The following is a 17,130-nucleotide window of genomic DNA, read 5'->3' as shown; positions in this document are numbered from 1 at the left end:
ACAGAAGAGAATATAGCTAGCTAAAAATGGTTATTTTTGGCAAGAGACGACAGCAAGAACAGGTAACGTGCTTTAAAATTTATATTATGTCGATTTTTAACCTTACTACGCAAAACGAAAATCTTGACAACAAAATAGTTGCAGGCCTTGAACGGCTGTCGCAAGTTTTTAAGGTGCTCTTATGGGAAAAAGCTAAGGAACATTCACTAAGCCCGATTCAGATTCAGCTGCTCATTTTCATCCACAATCATACGCAGGAAAAATCAACAGTAAGTTATTTGGCAAAAGAATTTAACGTCACCAAGCCAACGATAAGCGATGCCGTCCGAATTCTAGAAGCAAAGAATATGATTGAAAAATCAGTCGATCTGAATGATTCCAGAAGCTATACAATCCTACTTACTCAATTCGGAAAGAGAATCGTTCTCGAAACGGAAGACTTTCCAAACCCAGTCACTAAAATCATTTCTCAAACCAGCGAATCAGACAAAGAAATTATCTGGAAAAGCATTTCAGATCTTATTATCGGGCTGAATAAATCACACATTATTGATATCCAAAGAACTTGCTATAACTGCAAGTTTTATTCTCAAGTTGGTCCTGAACATTTTTGCGACTTGCTCGTAATGAAATTAGAAGACAGAGACATTCGTATCGACTGTCCTGAGTTTCATGATAAATCCATGGCTTACTAGCCTCAAAAACCAATCTTTTATATCGTGTCAATGGTTGTTATTACAGCTGTTGCAACAACTTCATCCGATGCAAAAATTTATTCTTTTTGCATTTATTTTACTTTTTTACTGCAACCTTTTCAGATTTTTCGCTCTTATCATAAAATTAAAGTATATTAACTCCAATTTATTTTTATTATGAAAAAGATTTTACTTACCCTGATGGTATTTACTGGCTTATTACAAATTTCCTGCAGTGAGGATTTAGTGGATACTGATACTCCGACGAACAACTCTGTAGACGTTTATGTTGCTGGCCAGAAAAACAGCCAGGCTTGTTATTGGAAAAACAACCAGCTTGTATTGCTAGATTCTGGAGGAATCACGGCTCCAACAGCAAACAAAATTATAGTAGCAAACAATGACGTGTATGTCTTAGGAATCGGTGTTGGAACAACTACAACTGAAACTTTCCCTATGTTTTGGAAAAATGGCGTGCTAACCAATTTAAAAACCAGCCTAAGCACTGATGGAGAGGAAGTCATGGCTATAACTGATTTTGAAGTAGTTGGAAATGATGTTTATTTTGTAGGCTACACCAAAAGAAGGATAATCACTTTTGAAGATTATAGCCTTGCGTATTGGAAAAATGGCGTCAAGACGGTAGTTCGTGATTATGGTGCTTACGTTCAGAACTATCCTAAAATAAAAGCCGTAAACAATACTGTTTATATAGCTGCTTCCAATACCGGCGCTTTAACCTTAAATGGCTATTATACAAACAATGTTTTTACAGAAATCCCATTTGCTACACTAACTGGCTTAGCTAAAAATAATAACGAAGTATATGCCTACGGAACTGCAAACAGTGGTGGCTATTATAAAAACATAACTACTGGTACAGAAACTTCTTTTCCAGCTGTCGCTGCAATTTCATCTATGTTTTTTGAGAATAACAACGTATATCTTACTGATGTTGCCAGCATCTATAAAAATGGCGTATTACATGATGCAGGACAACCTCAATTGGGCGGAATTATGGATTTTAAAATTCTAAATAACAACACTTACAAAATCACTCAGGTAGGGATTGATAGCTATATTAGCTACCTGACCATAAACGGAGTTGAGGCGGCAGAACTTCCAGATTCCCAAGGCACATTCTTATCGCTTTTTGTAGTCCAAAACTAAACCATGAATAGCATCAACTGGAATGATATTTATACAAAGACATCCCCAAAACTCTTGGGGATTTGTCGCAGATATATAAAGGATGTTGCCACAGCCGAGGATATCGTCCAAGATTCTTTTATTGTAGCAATCCAAAAAGAAGACACCTTAAAGGATAAAAGTGCCTTACAGGGTTGGTTGAGCAGAATTGTCATAAACATGGCCATCCATCATTTGAAAGAGGTAAAAAAAATAAACTTTTCAACGCATCAAGATTATGAAATTGTTGATTCAACTACTATTATGAATACCCTTGAAATAGACACCAAAAGCGTACTTCTCTCTGCCGATTTAGAAAGAAATGACATATTAGAAGCCATAGATCATTTGCCTGAACATCATAAATCTGTTTTTAACATGTATGTGGTTGATCAATTTTCACATAGCGAAATTGGCAAAATACTTCATATCTCGACTGGCACTTCAAAATCGCATTTATCCAGGGCTAGAAAAACAATCCAGCTTTTCCTATTGGAAAGAATAAAAGAAAAACCGGTTGATGAGAAAAAGAAACGTCGTATTGCTTTCTTGCTCTTTTTAGGTTTTGAAAACCAAATGTTCGCTAATTTTTATAAAAAACAATTTCAAGATTTTGAAATAAAGCCTTTAAAAGCTTTCGAATTAACTCCAAAAAAGACAGCAATTCCAAATCAATTTATAGGCTTGGCTAAAATAGCTCCAGCATCAAAAATTACAACCATAAGCATCTGTTTGATATGTGTAATAGGTGTTGCTTTTTATGCCTATAATTTTAATCTAAAAAATATACCGCAAAAAAAAGAACGTCAATTGAATGTTGAGACTACAGATAGTATGCCTAAAAATCAACTTGTTGTAAGCCCTGAAAATGTTGTAATAAATGGAAAAACTGCGATAGAACCAAAAAAACTCAAAACCATTTTTACGCAAGAAAAAGCAACACCATCAAAGAACAATTCTCAAAAAACGCCAGAAGAATCCACTCATGTTTCTGCAAAAGATTCAGCAAAAAACGAATCTCAAAAAGTAGTGATCATCAAAAAACAAATTATAAAAAAAGATACCATTTATGTTTCAGAATAAATTCCTACTTCTTTTTTTAACCATAACTTCTTTTGCTTTTTCTCAAGAAAAAAAAGTCGATACGATTTTTGTCTATGAGGAAATTATCATACACGATACAATTTTTATCGAAAAGCCGGTAATTAAAATAGATAAAGCAATTTTTACTTCGGAAAACAATAAAAAAGACAAATTAGAACTGACTCAAAACGGAAAAAAAATCCAAATTCCTATTGACACTCTTGTTCTTATCACCAATAAAAAAAGTATTAAAAAAGAAGAAAAACAAACCTGGTTTTTTGGAGGCAAATTGCATCTTGGTCTGTCCAGCAACAGTTTGTTTAAAAAGATGGATGCTTCGAATGCCATCGGATTTGGCTTAGGAATTTGGACACGAAAAGAACTTTTCAATTCTAATTTTTCTGTAGGAATTGGAGTCGATGCGTTGTATTGGGCAAGTCCGTTTTCATTTGACGCATTACAAAAGGACAGCGATCTCAATGGCTACTATTTTATAAACAACAAGCCTAAATTATTTCAGTCTATTGAAAACAAACATTTTCAGTTTCAAGTTCCAATTCAATTCTACTACAAAATAAATAAGTTTATGCCTTCCATAGGTGGGTTTTTCAGTGCAAGCAACTATAAATCCTACTTTTTAGGATCGTCTAAAGAACTGCCTTCTACTCTAAATGAAACACAAACATTTAAAGCCGAAGCCTTACAGATAGGCTATTTAGCCGAAGTGCAGTATTCTCTTTCAAGACATCTTTCTGTTGCGGTGCATTTTAGTTCTGGAAAAGCAAACAATTTGGTTTTCACTAATAAGCAGGATAAGAATGAATCTTTCAAGACTAAAAATGATTTTTCGGAGAAAAGATTTGTATTGCAACTGGTTTATAGTTTATAATTGACAGTTTATAGTTGAAAGTAGATAGTTGATAGTTAGCTCCTCAAAACAGGCATGAACAAATCATAATTTTCTTATAATAAATCCTTCTTAGTTTCCGAGCCTCCATTTTTATAGGTATATTTAAATGAAATACTAAAAGAAATTCTATGGTTTGGTGGAAAAAAGTAGTGATCGGAATTGGATGCTTGCTCGTTTTAACCCTTGTCTTGAACATAGGCCTAAACTATTGGATTAGGAAGCAACTTCCTGTCATTATTAACGAAAACAATAATTCTCCTTATCAGATTACTTACAAAACGCTTGAAGTTGCTTTGTGGGACGGAAACGCAGTTGCTAAAGACATTACTGTTGTGCCCAAATCATCTTTGCAGAAAAAAGACGTAAAGTCTGGAATTTACGCTACCATTCAAAGTATTAAAGTAGAAGGAATCAGAGCTTGGTCGATTGTGTTTAGCAAAAGGATTGTCGCTGATAAAATCGTCATAAACAAGCCCGAAATTATTCTTTTTAAAGATAACGACAAGGCTTTAAACGATCCTAAGAGCATTCGCGATAAGGTCATTGCTCCTTTTAAAAATACGATTTCCGTATCCGACATTTATCTTTTTAATTCTGGCTTGCAGATTATTTCTACAGTCAACAATAAGGCTTCGTTAATTGTACACAATCTTTCTATGCAGCTTGACGGCATCACTTTGGACGACACAACACTAAAAGAAAAAATTCCTTTCAGTTATAAAAATTTTGAAATTGATTGCGACAGTATTTATTATCGAGCCAGCGAATTCTATCATTTGACTGCTAAAAAAATACATACCGACAAATCGGACTTGAAAATAGCCGATTTCAGCATGATACCGGAATACAACCGTCCGGAATTCGTTAGAAAGATCCCGAAAGAAAAAGATATTTTTACCGTAAATGCTCAAGAAATAAGCATCAACAATATGGATTGGGGATTTAAGGACGACGTTTTTTATTTCAATTCGACCAACATCTTCTTAGAAAAGGTTTTTGCCAGCATCTACCGTCCGAAAATGCCGCCTGATGATCTTTCAAAAAAGCCTTTGTATAATAAATTGCTCCGTGAAATCAAATTCCCGCTGCATGTCGATACGCTTGCGATTCGGGAATCAACGTTGGAATATGAGGAAGAAAAGACGTTTGAAAAAGGAGCAGGATTGCTCTCTTTCAACAAATTCAACATGTTTGTAACCGACATCAACAGTGGCTATAACCAGAAAAAGCTTGCTGACGTAAAAATCACCATTAATTGCAAATTCATGAACGTCTCCCCTATGAAAGTAAACTGGCGCTTTAATGTATTGGATAAATCTGACGGATTTAACATCAAAGGCAGTATTTTCCAGTTTCCTGCACATAAACTGAGGCCTTTTACAAAACCGTATATGAATGTAGCGGTTGAAGGCAAGCTCAATGAAGTCTATTTCAATTTTACGGGGAACGACGTGAAATCCAAAGGAGATTTTGCCATCAAATACGATGATATAAAAGTTACAATTTATCAGAAAAAAAATCCGCAGAAGAAAAACAAATTCCTTTCTGCGGTTGGTAATCTTTTTGTGAAAAACGATTCTAATGAAAAAATAGTCGAGACAGAAGTTGAAGTAGAACGAATTCAAGAAAAATCTTTCTACAATTTTTTCTGGAGAAATATTGGCGAAGGCTTGAAAAAGACCTTGCTATAATTTATTGCTGAATTGGCTTCGTTTCTTGGATTTCTTCTCCGGTTTTGCTAAATACTTTGATTTTTGGATTATCCTGTGTTCCTGTCACAACTACTGGTATTCCGATTAATCCAAATGGAGGCAATCCGACACGTATTTTAAGGTTTAACTTGCCATCAAAGCTAGTTTCTCCTTGAAGGCGCAGCCTGAAAAGCGCGACCTTCATCTTGGTCTGCTCGATTCTGATTATATTATTTTTGATAGTCGATTTGATATCTACCTGGCTCAAATCTGGGTTGTCAATACTCTCAAAATCGGTCTTGCTGCTCAATTGATTAAAAAGCCTCAATCCATTGACTTTGACTTTGCTGAGCGAAACAACACCTTTTCCAACCAATGTTGGATAAACTGGCTTCATTTCTTCATTTAATTGGCCTTTCACGGTATAATCTAGCGAAATAATACCTTCTGCCTTTTCGGCGGCTGTGGCTAATTTCCTGAACATTTCGATTTCATTATAGGCTTTCTTGACATTGAAGTTTTTGGCCACAAAATGCACATCAAAATCAGCTTGTTTCATATTTTGGTCATCATAAAAACCATTGATTCCTACTCTACAGCCTATAATCTCGAAACCAATTTTCTGGAAAAGCAGTTTGCCTTTGTTCAAAGCTGTACTTCCCGTAACATTATCTAAAACCAGCCTATCGTATTCTAATTTTTTTACATTGGCCAATAACGAAACATTTAAATTTTCAGGCAAAAGGATCACGCCAGATGCTTCCGCTGTTTTTGTATTTTTTTCAGCATCAGGGACTGATACTTTTTCGGTTTTGGCAGGTTCTTGGGCCATGAATTCGTCCGCTGCGATAAAGGCAGAATTTACTTCGAAGTGACCTTTTAATATAGCATTTTTCTCAAGGACAAAATTAATTACGTTATCCAATCGGCCTTTCATAGCAAAATCTGATTTGCCATAATTAGCGCTAAACTTGTCAAAATTCATCTTGTCTTGATGAAACGTAAACAGTCCTTCTTTAATAAAAAACGGCTTCGGGAATAATTCTGACGTTGCTTTTATGTCTCTTAGCAACAAGCTTCCTTTATTGTTTAGCTTGTTATATTGTCCTGTCGTAGCATAGCTTTGTTTTCCTTTCAGTGACAGATTTGCTTTTACATAGCCTCTCACATCTAAACCTTCTTGCCTAAAGACTTTATAAATCTTGGCAATGTCAAGTTCTCCTTTTGCCACGATATCATAGCTGACATCATCAAAATCAGACAAGATCGCTTTTACATAAATTGGATTCTGTTCAAAAACAAAGGACGCAGGTGTTACATTTACTTTTAAGTCTTTGTATTTGCCCGTCGAGTTTTTAACCGAAGCGATAAATTTGATGTCGGTAATCGGATTTGGATAATATTCCGTTTTCAAGAAACCCTCTTGAAGATTGATCGTTCCGTCCGTGACCGGAAACAGTTTTTTCTCGCTGTTGTATTCTCCTTTTGAATTGATGTCGGCCAAAAGTTTTCCTTTCAATTCTATATTGCTTATTCCTAAAGCATTGATTGCTTTGGAGAGGTCTAATTTTGATTTCAAGTTAGCAGACAAATCAATGTTCTTTATGCCTTTCGATTTTATCTTGGCGCTTAAATAATCATCGCCTATATTAAAATGCAGCGTATCGAGACTTACTTCGAGTTTTTCTGTTTCTAACGAAGGTAATTTTGTGTAAAACTTTAAAGCTATATTGGACGTTTCAAATGGCGCATCTTTGTACGCTATATTTCCTTCTCTGATATTCATTCCAAATGCCAAATCGGGCTTGCGATTCAGCGAGGCGTTATAATTTCCTTTGAAAGTTAGCAACAGGTCTGTTCTACCTTTTACTTTTGTCTTTTCAAGCCAGGTCACGTATTTTGGAGGCAAAGCTGTAAAAAGATCATTCAGCCTGCTGTTCGTCGACTCAATCTTTATGTCGATGTCATAGCCGTCTTTAAGGAAATTCATCTTTCCTATAAAGCTTATCGGCAGCTTATTGATGAGCAGGTCGTTCTGCTGAAAAACAAAAGACAGGGAATTCGTATTGATTTTGGTAACCAGATCGGCATCAATCTTTTTGTTTTCTAGATATTTTTCTCCATCAAAAGCAAAATCCAAGGATTCTATTTTTGCTTCTGTGTAGAGGTCGAAAATCGATTTGTCGAGATTACCCTTACCGAGATAATTAAACCCTCTGGCTTCTAGATTTATCTTTGCAGAAATATCCTCGTATTTCAGCAATACGTTGTGAATATCGATTCTTTCCAAGCGTATTGAGGTTCCTGTTGTATCTTTTGAAACTTCTTTGGTATCAGAGATATATACGTTGTAATTGGCCTGTCCTTTTTCGTTTACTTTTACATTGATAAGGCCTTTAGAAACATAAATTTCGTCAATATTGACAATACCATCAAAAATCAGGTTTTTCAGATTTATACCAAAAGACACATCTTTGGCGGCAACTAGAGTATCATTTTTATAGGGAGCGGAACCTTTGAGCGAAAAATCATCCAAGGTAACCGTAAGAGAAGGAAAATGCTTAAAAAAAGACAGGTTGGATTCTGAGAAACTCAATTCTCCATCCAGTTTTTTATTGGCGAAAGCTTTCACTTGTTCTGCAATCCTTCCTGGGAAAAGCAACGGCAAAAGAAACATCAGCAAGAGAATGCTTGCGATAGCTATACCCGTTATCTTGAGAACTTTAATCCCAATTTTTTTAAATGACATTTTCATGCTACAAAAGTAATGGGATGAAAGTTTATTTCCTAACAAGAATTTTCTGCATCTAAAAATAAAAAAATGCCTTTTCAATTTCTCGAAAAGGCATTTTTAAAAACCTAACTTTAAAACTAACTCAAAAAATTATTGTTTCATCAGTTTCAGCGTAGCTTCTCTGTCTTGAGCATCTACTACCTTAACGATGTACATTCCTTGATTCAGATTTTCAATTGAATACTGATATTCTTTATTGAAATCTCCTTTAAATTCTTTAATTAATTGTCCGGCAATCGAATAAATCGACACTTGTTTGGTCTCGGTACTGATGCTGAAAAGTCCTCTTGACGGATTTGGATATAACGCTACAGTTTTTGTATTGAAATCATTTCTTTCCAACAAGGCCTGTTTGTTTCCAAAAATTCTGAAGCCATCAATCTCGATTGGAATAGCCATATTTACATCGGTCACCGTTATCGGCGTGCCGTCCATCAAATTGTACCATGTTCCTGCATAAGGAAATCCAGCAGAAGCATTATACACTGTATTTGTAGCATTGGTCAGGACAAAAACATAACTCAAATTCTCTGTTTGCGAAGTGCTTGTCCAAATATCAAGTCTTGGTCTTCCTGTCTGAGAAAAGTTCCAAGCATGCGTTCCGTTTTCAAAAACATTTTCATTCTTTTTGAAAGCGATCATTTTTGTCCAATCGTCATATACTTTTTTTCTGGCCACATCAGCAAGCCAATTGCTTGTCCATTGAGGCTGTGGTTTTGTATCCAGCTTGCAGTCGCCAGCCGTTGCATCAGAAGGCGTATTTACTGTTCCGTTATTGCATGTAAAAATAGAGCTGTTGTAGCCCAAGTCTCCAAAATGATAGATCATCTTAGGTCCAGGCACTAGCAAATGAAGAGCGCCCATTGCAGACAATCTTGTCAATATTTTTGGCAAGTTTCCGTTAGTCTGCCCTGATTCTGTAAGTGCTTTATACACTACTCTTTCTTCGTCATGGCTTTCGGCATAACCGATAAATCTGTCAGTAGCATCTGCAACACCAGCAAGATTTGTACTGTTTCCTTTTAAGAAATTGGCATATGGGTCGGTCATTTTTCTCCATTGCATGATTCCTTTGGAAATTCCGTCAGCATCGCCTGTTTTTCTATAATTGGCCCATTCTACTTCTTCATTGTAAGAGCCTCCAGTTCCTAAATGTTCAAAGATTACATAGAAATTTGGGTCGATAGCCCATTGCAGATCTGCATAGTATTTCAATTTTGCAACACGGTCTGCTTGGTAATTATTGGTACACGCATCTTGAGCGGAAGCACTTCCAGTATAAGGACAATTTTGCGTAAATCCTTTGGTCAAATCCCATCGGAAGCCATCTATTTTGAAATCGTTGATCCAATGCTGTATTGTTCTTTGGACATAATAGCTTGTAAGATTGTTCGGCTCGTTAAAATGATCCAAGTCTCTTCCTACGCTGTACGAATGCATCGCGTTTTGATTGCAATATGGATTTTCAGGCGTAACTCCATTTGCCCAGCCGTCGTTGTCTGTATCGAGCATCCACATTCTTTCTAGTGGTGAACGTCCGTATACGTGATTAAGAGCAACGTCAAAAATTACGGCAATACCGTTTTGGTGGCATAAGTCGATAAATTCTTTCAACTTTGCTTCGGTTCCATATCTTTTATCCAAAGCCAGATGATAAACTGTATTATAACCCCAGCTTTCGTTGCCTTCAAATTCCATAACCGGCATGAGCTGGATTGCGTTTATCTTAAGGTTCTTAAAATAATCAATCTTGTCGATTAGGTTTTGGTAGGTTCTGTTAGCATCAAAATCTCTTACTAAGACTTCATAGATTACTAAGTCCTTTTTGCTTGGTTTCACAAAATTAGTTGTCGCAGGACTCCAATTGTAATTATAGAATGCTGTTGGTCCGGTTTGCAGAACGGTAACTTCTCTTTCTTGGCCGGCAGGATATATCGGCAAGTTTGGGTAAACGCCCAAAGTAGCTATTTCTGGATCATCAAACGGACTCAAGACCAATGTAGAAAACGGATCTGCCGTCTTTACCAAAGCAGGTGAATTCGCAGGAAGATCAGTCTGATCGCAAACCCAATATTGATAAGTATATGCTGTTCCAGAAGTCAGTCCTGTTACTTCAAGCCAAAATTTTCCGGACGCTGGGTCTTTTTTCATGGCATAAGCTCCAGAAGGTTGCCAGTTATTAAAACTTCCCGCTACATATACGAAATCTTTGTTTGGAGCATTTAAAACCAGCGTAGCCTTTGTCGGATCTGCAGGATTATAATTGACTCCGTCGTTCATTCCCGCTGGCAGGGCTTCGCTAATGGCGCCAGGATTTACAATAACTGAAAAGTTTTTTATAATTGTAGTGCCTGCTTGGGTCACTTCCAGGGAATAATTTTGGTTGGAAGTAATTCCTGTGTGATTAAATGAATAGCTTGCCGTGCTTGCGTTTGTATTAATCGTCGCTCCATTGGATTTTAGCACATAGCTGGCATTACCGCCTGTATTGGTTGCTGAAATCGTAAAATTGCTACCCGATGCAAGTATCGTACTGCTGTTTTGAACTGGGGCCGTCAAGTTGACTTGAAAAGTTCCAACTTCTACTAAAATGTCTTGGGATTTTTTATCTCCGTTGCCGTTTTTAGCTTTGATCAGAAATCCTATTCTTCCGATGCCTGTCCTGTTGTAAAATGTATTAGGCACAAAAGTTATGGAATATCTATCGGTTCCAGCATTATAAGTCAGCCTATTGGCTTCATTTGAATTATCCCAAGATCCATTCGTAGGGCAATCGGCATTATTTTGATCATTGAGATCGAAAGACCATGACCAAAGGTAAAGCGCATTGCCTGTCACTCCCCACGTTGCTTCATTGATACTGCTTCCGTTGAAGGTTAAAGTGATTGATTGGCTTTCTTCAAAGGTTGTCGGAGCCACAGTATAAGTAACTGTTTGTTGCTGCGACCATGCGTAGGAAACCATCAATAGAAATAATAGCGTAATTTTTTTCATCTTATCTTAATTAAAAAAAGGCCGCCTGAAATCGGGCAGCCTTTATTTTTTGTTTTTATAAGCCTCCTACAATAGCTGTACCATCAAAATTAATGGTCAGTTCTAGGTTGGCTGTTCCTCCTGCTACCGCAAAGTTTGGCGCATCAGGATTGTAAGCTACTTTCGGATCGCTGTTCCCGACATTAAATTTCCAAGCATTGCTTGCAATATAATTTCCTGCGTTTGCTGCTCTGAATTTCATTTCTCCAGCGCTAAGCGGAGCAGAGATTGTAAATTTATTAGCTGCGAAATTATAGGCCATAGCAGTTTCATTGTCCCATGCTCCTGCAGTTGCAGAACCAATGATTCCCCAATTCATCTTAACCGATTTGTATTTTAGGTTATCGATATCAACCCATATATAGTACAAGCCATTCCCGTCATTTTCTGCTACTTTAATATCGCCACTATCTCCTCCATTTTTAAGATTTCCGTCTTGAACTCCGCCAATAACTCCATAGTTTCCAACTACGTCTGCCCAAGAAGCTTGGTTACCGATAAATTTAAAGGCTTGTCCTACGCCTACTTTTACATAAGCCTCATAAATTCTTGTTACTCCGTTTCCAATATATCTCAATTCCATCGCTGTTTCTGGTGACCATTCTCCTAATCCATAAGAACCTTGAGGGTGTCCTACAAGAAATAATTTAGGAATAACTGCTACATAAGGTGTAACTGAAATTGTTGCTACATTACTGTACAATGGCTCAAATGTGTCATTAACACTAGCTTTTATTCTTACTTCATATGTGCCTTCTACAAATGCTTCACCACCTGCAGCTCTCACTTTAGTGTTTAGTGTTTCTACAGAAACTGATAATTGGTTTGCTCCGATTACAGATCCTAAATCTTGTGGATTTGCAAATTCGTTTCCTGCCTTATCAAGTTGCACAGTATAATTCACTGCAACATTTTGATCAAAATTAGCAGATGTCCAAACAAAACGCTCTGCTTGATTTGCCGCATTTTCTATTGCCAATACATAGACATTACTCCCCTCTGGGGCAACAAGTACTGGCGCATCTTTTGCCGTAATTACCGGCCTGTCTTCCACATCGTCTGAGCTACAAGAAACAGCCAAGACAGCGAATAATGCAATTAGTGATTTTGCTATATTTTTCATATTTATGATTTTTATTTTATTAATATCCTGTGTTTTGTACTAAAGTTGGATTAGCTGCTTTTGCTCTATCCGGAATTGGGAACAATTTCAAGTGATCTGAAATAGGCGCTCCATTGGCAGAGTTGCCTTTCCATTGCCACAGATACGAACCTCCTGTGAATTTTCCAAAGCGAATCAAATCTTGACGTCTGTGGCATTCCCAATACAATTCTCTTGATCTTTCTGCTAGGATAAAATCTAAAGTAAGATCGGCTTGACCTACAGTTCCGGCATTCGCTCTAGTTCTCAAAGCATTCACATAAGTTACAGCTTGCGATAATGAACCATGGCCTCTGGCTGCTAATTCAGCATACATTAAGTAAGCATCTCCCAAACGGAATAGTGGAAAATCTGTATCTACAAATGCTCCTGAAGGGTTAGAACCATTTGAACCGTCTGATTTTTTATTTGTCCATTTTGTTACGCCATAGCCTTGAGTCTCATCAGCAATACTTGCGATGTCCAAACTCTGACCCGTGGTGTGGAACATCGCTCTGTTGTCTGAAGCTCCAGTTACATCGGCAAACTTGTTTACCAACTCTCTTCTAGCTCTTAGTCCTTTCCATCCACCATCGACACCGAAGTCGCTGGCATTCATTGAGCTTAGGATAGAAGCATGAACTAAATAATTAGTTCCACCACTTGTAGTATATTGTCCGTCAAAACGCACAGGGAAAATAAATTCATTTTGTGCACCATTCACGTCATTATCCGCCATGAACAGGTATTTGTAAGGAACATTTGCAATCTGATAGCTTGAATTTAAAACTGGCTCTAGCGCAGTTGCTGCTTCCGCATATTTATCTTGTCCGATATATACTTCTGCATTCAAATACAATTTAGCCAAAAGCATTTTTGCTGCAATTTTGTCTACCCTGCCATATTCGTTGGTTCTTGATTCTTTCAAATCGGCATCAATAGCAATCAACTCATCTTTTATGTAATTGAAAACTTCAAGCTTCTCTCTCTGCTGCGGATAGAAGAAACCAACAGGATCATTTTCTGTAACGATCGGAACTTTACCAAATAAATCCATAGCATGATACAGTGATAATGCTCTCAGGAATCTAGCTTCTGCTCTGTATGATGACATATCGCTTAAAATGGCTGGATCTACATTTCTGCTTCCTATTTTTTCTGGAGTTGACTGTCTTAGAAACTCATTGGCCAAACTAATTTGGTAAAAAGTTCTAGAGTACATCACATAAATGAATTCATTGTTACTTGTCCATGTATGAGTATTCATTGAAGGTAAATTACCATCCTGCCATGCAATTACAGATTCGTCTGTTGGTAATTGCTGCAAAGTATAGAAAGCTCTCAAATATGGACTAAAGTCATTTCTAATTCCTGCCAAATCTTCTCCGCCATCTCCTTCACCGTTTCCGGCTTTTGCTAAGCCTAGGTAAAGTTTTGCCAAGAACATTCTATATGCTTGAGGATTTTCGTAGAATTTTTCAGCTGTGAAATCGTCATCGTCTTCTGGCGTCACATCTAAATCATCCGTACAAGAAATGCCTATTGCCAAAATAATCAGCAACAACAAGGCTTTCTTCCCTAATAAATCTAACATTTTTTTCATTTTCATATTTTTTTAAAAATCTAAATTAAATCCTAACATAAACATTCTTGGTCTTGGATAAATTGTCTTATCAATACCTCCAAAAATTTCAGGATCTACTCCGTCATAATCCGTAATCGTAAATACGTTTTGAACGGCTCCATAGATTCGAAGTTTTGATTTCTCTGTTGCAAACGGGTTTTGTACCGTATATCCTAATGTGATGTTGTCTAATTTAAACCATGAAGCATTTTGGACATAGTAGTCTGAGAAAAGCCTATTGTTTCCTTCTAACAGGAAGCCAGAGTTTAAATAATCTGCATTAATGTTACTGATTACGTCATTGTAACGAACCCCTGCCTGCAGTACTCCTTTATTAGAAGCAACGTTGTTATACATGTAGTTGCCTAAGCTAGCTCTCCATGCAAAAGAAAGGTCAAATTGCTTATAGCTCATGTTGTTCATCATACCAAACGTAAAGTCTGCATTTGGCTTTTTATATCTGTATTGGTCGGCTGTTGAGATAACACCATCTTGGTTTCTATCTACATAAACACCTTCTACCGGTTTTCCGTTTGAATCGTAAACCTGTTCGTATACATAAAATGCGTTTGGATTGTATCCTACAGAGTTGATTTGGATTTTATTACCACCACCACCATCAATATCACCTACAGCATTGTCAGAAGGAATGTCTGTAATTTCTTGATCATTATAAGTAGCATTGAATGTTGAAGTCCAATTAAAGCCTTCTCCTCTAAAGATATCATAGCTTACACTAAATTCGATACCTTTTGTAGTAAAGTCTCCATAATTTCTGAATCCTTCGTTGGCCAAGTTGGCACCATCAGGAAAAGGAACTCTTGCCAGAAGGTCTGTTGATTTCTTTTCGTACAAATCCAAAGAACCTCTTAGGCTGTTGTTGAAAAAGCCATAATCGATACCAATGTTTCTGGTTTCAGTTTCTTCCCATTTCAAACCTTTGTTATAACCTTCAGGTCTTCCTACTGGAACGAAAACGTTTCCAAACTGATATTGTGCCTGCGTAGTTCCTGTTGTATATCTTTCAATATAAGCGAAACCATCATTAATGTCTTGTTGTCCTGTAATACCCCAACCTAACCTTAATTTCAAGTCAGAGATAACGCTTACGTCTTTCAAGAAACTTTCTTGAGAGATTTTCCAAGCAAATGCTGCTCCAGGGAAGTTACCCCATCTGTTTTCTTTAGAAAATCTAGACGTTCCGTCTCTTCTATAGTTAAGCGTCAATAAGTATTTATCATCGTATCCTAAGTTCATTCTTCCGAAATAAGACTGTAAGTTTACGGTTGGTCTTGTGAATACGTCAGGTTGCGCATTTGGATCGTACACGTTTCCTGTAGAGAAACCAACCCATTTGAAGTTTTGGTACGAGTAACCCCCTGTAACATCTAAATTGAATTTGCCAATTTCTTTAGTATATACTAAATAAGCATCTAATAATTTATTCTCTTTGTTCTCATTAAAGTAGGTATGAGAACCAAAATTTTGGTAAGTTCCACCACTATAACTTCCTGTTTGGAAACCTGCCGGGCTGAAAGGCGCCAACGTATTTGTTCCGTTACCATCCTGTTTGTCGAAACCAACATTTACGACAGCCCTGATATCTTCAAAGAAATGTAGTTTATAATCTACTTGGAAATTACCATACATTTTACGGTTGTCTGTAACGTTTCTTCTTTGGTTTAATAAAGACACTGGATTTTGTTGTGCACCTGTCACAACTCTATCTCCATCTGGTTCAAGCCATTCGAAATAGCCTCCAAAATAAGAAGTAGGATCATAAACCGATTGTGTAGGATCGAAACTTAACGCATTTCCGATGGCTCCTTCTTCTGCAAAGCGGTTATCTTGCCAAGAAATATTGGCATTCAAATTAATTTTTAAATGATTGTCAAAGAAAGAAGGGTTTAACGCTATCGAAGTCGTTGTTCTTTTAAATTCTCCTGTTCTTAATAAACCCGGAATTGAAGTATAACCAATAGATAACCTAGCTGGCATTACGCCAAACAAGTTTCCTCGGATAGAAAGGTTGTTGTCTACCGACATGCTTGTTTGGAAAATCTCATCTTGCCAATCGGTATTAGCAGTCCCTAGCAAACCAATCTGTGTTGGATTTCCAACTTGATTTACTAACGCTCTAAATTGGTCAGCCGACAAAACATCAACTTTTTTGGCTAACGTATTTACAGTTGTCACTGAGTTGAAAGATACTTGCATTTCACCTTGACTACCTTTTTTAGTCGTAATAATGATAACCCCATTAGAGGCACGAGAACCGTAGATTGCGGTAGCAGAAGCATCTTTTAAGATAGAGAAAGATTCAATATCATTTGGGTTAATTGAAGAAAGCTTGCTCGTTGCTCCACCACTATCTTCATTGTCAAGAGGAAGACCGTCAATTACAATTAATGGGTCATTTTTAGCATTCAATGAAGATCCTCCACGAATTCTGATTGTAGAGCCCGAACCCGGTGCACCGCCTGTTGAAATAGTCAAACCAGCAACTCTACCGTTTAGTAGATTTTCTGCAGTTGCATTCAACCCGCGGTTAAAATCTTTTGAAGAAATTACTTCTACAGCACCTGTAGCATCTTTCTTCTTAACAGATCCATATCCTACAACTACAACCTCATCCAATTGTGAAGCATCTTCTTGCAAAACAACACTAATAGTGTTTTGTGAAGAATAGGTAATAGTAGTGGATTTGTATCCTAAAAAAGAGAAAGAAATTACGTCCCCAGCCTTCACTCCTGAAAGCGTGAAATTTCCGTCAAAATCTGTTGTAGCTCCGTTCGTTCCGCCTTGGACAGTTACACTGACTCCCGGCAACGGCAATCCTGAAACTTCATCCCTGACATTACCATTTAATGTGTTCTGTGCCAGCACACTAAACGGAAGCAGCAGTACTAAAAGCAACAACTTTTTATAAATTGTTTTCATACATTTTGTTTAGGTTAAAATTGAGTTTGTT

The 17,130-nt window shown here is 37.0% G+C and carries 10 protein-coding genes; 5 read left to right on the top strand and 5 right to left on the bottom strand.

Annotated features, from left to right (window positions below; translation table 11 throughout):
• The first annotated feature begins 86 nt into the window (after window positions 1-86).
• The 5 genes from OLM56_RS05605 to OLM56_RS05585 all read left to right on the top strand — a co-directional run bounded on the left by OLM56_RS05605 (window position 87) and on the right by OLM56_RS05585 (window position 5,567).
• Window positions 87-695 carry a MarR family winged helix-turn-helix transcriptional regulator gene (locus OLM56_RS05605; RefSeq protein ID WP_264528619.1) on the top strand — a complete coding sequence of 203 codons (609 nt, stop codon included), beginning with the start codon at window positions 87-89 and terminating at the stop codon, window positions 693-695.
• Between the two features lie 177 nt (window positions 696-872).
• The gene (locus OLM56_RS05600; protein ID WP_264528618.1) at window positions 873-1,865 is read left to right on the top strand and encodes a hypothetical protein; all 993 of its coding nucleotides are present in this window, start codon (window positions 873-875) and stop codon (window positions 1,863-1,865) included.
• Window positions 1,866-1,868: 3 nt separating this feature from the next.
• A complete protein-coding gene (locus OLM56_RS05595) occupies window positions 1,869-2,966 on the top strand; it encodes an RNA polymerase sigma factor (protein WP_264528617.1) in 1,098 nt (365 codons plus the stop codon).
• A complete protein-coding gene (locus OLM56_RS05590) occupies window positions 2,953-3,855 on the top strand; it encodes a hypothetical protein (protein ID WP_264528616.1) in 903 nt (300 codons plus the stop codon). The genes OLM56_RS05595 and OLM56_RS05590 overlap by 14 nt, the downstream gene beginning before the upstream one ends.
• Window positions 3,856-4,004: 149 nt before the next feature.
• Window positions 4,005-5,567, top strand: coding sequence for a hypothetical protein (locus tag OLM56_RS05585; RefSeq protein WP_264528615.1), 1,563 nt, complete (start codon window positions 4,005-4,007; stop codon window positions 5,565-5,567).
• Window position 5,568: 1 nt separating this feature from the next.
• Here OLM56_RS05585 and OLM56_RS05580 read toward each other — a convergent pair whose 3' ends face one another.
• From OLM56_RS05580 to OLM56_RS05560, 5 genes are all read right to left on the bottom strand, one after another.
• Window positions 5,569-8,316 (bottom strand): AsmA-like C-terminal region-containing protein, encoded by a 2,748-nt coding sequence (locus OLM56_RS05580; RefSeq protein WP_264528614.1) that lies wholly within the window; start codon window positions 8,314-8,316, stop codon window positions 5,569-5,571.
• A gap of 135 nt (window positions 8,317-8,451) precedes the next feature.
• A complete protein-coding gene (locus OLM56_RS05575) occupies window positions 8,452-11,355 on the bottom strand; it encodes an alpha-amylase family glycosyl hydrolase (RefSeq protein ID WP_264528613.1) in 2,904 nt (967 codons plus the stop codon).
• A 55-nt stretch (window positions 11,356-11,410) separates the two neighbouring features.
• Window positions 11,411-12,517, bottom strand: a complete 1,107-nt coding sequence (locus OLM56_RS05570) for a SusE domain-containing protein (RefSeq protein WP_264528612.1) — start codon at window positions 12,515-12,517, stop codon at window positions 11,411-11,413.
• Window positions 12,518-12,536: 19 nt separating this feature from the next.
• Window positions 12,537-14,138 (bottom strand): RagB/SusD family nutrient uptake outer membrane protein, encoded by a 1,602-nt coding sequence (locus tag OLM56_RS05565; RefSeq protein WP_264528611.1) that lies wholly within the window; start codon window positions 14,136-14,138, stop codon window positions 12,537-12,539.
• A 12-nt stretch (window positions 14,139-14,150) separates the two neighbouring features.
• A complete protein-coding gene (locus OLM56_RS05560; RefSeq protein WP_264528610.1) occupies window positions 14,151-17,099 on the bottom strand; it encodes a SusC/RagA family TonB-linked outer membrane protein in 2,949 nt (982 codons plus the stop codon).
• Between the last annotated feature and the right edge of the window lie 31 nt (window positions 17,100-17,130).

The sequence above is a fragment of the Flavobacterium sp. N2550 genome (assembly GCF_025947265.1).
GTDB classification, from domain to species: Bacteria; Bacteroidota; Bacteroidia; order Flavobacteriales; family Flavobacteriaceae; genus Flavobacterium; species Flavobacterium endophyticum.
The sequence above is the reverse complement of the archived record's forward strand: the minus strand, read 5'-3'. Positions and strand labels throughout refer to the sequence as shown.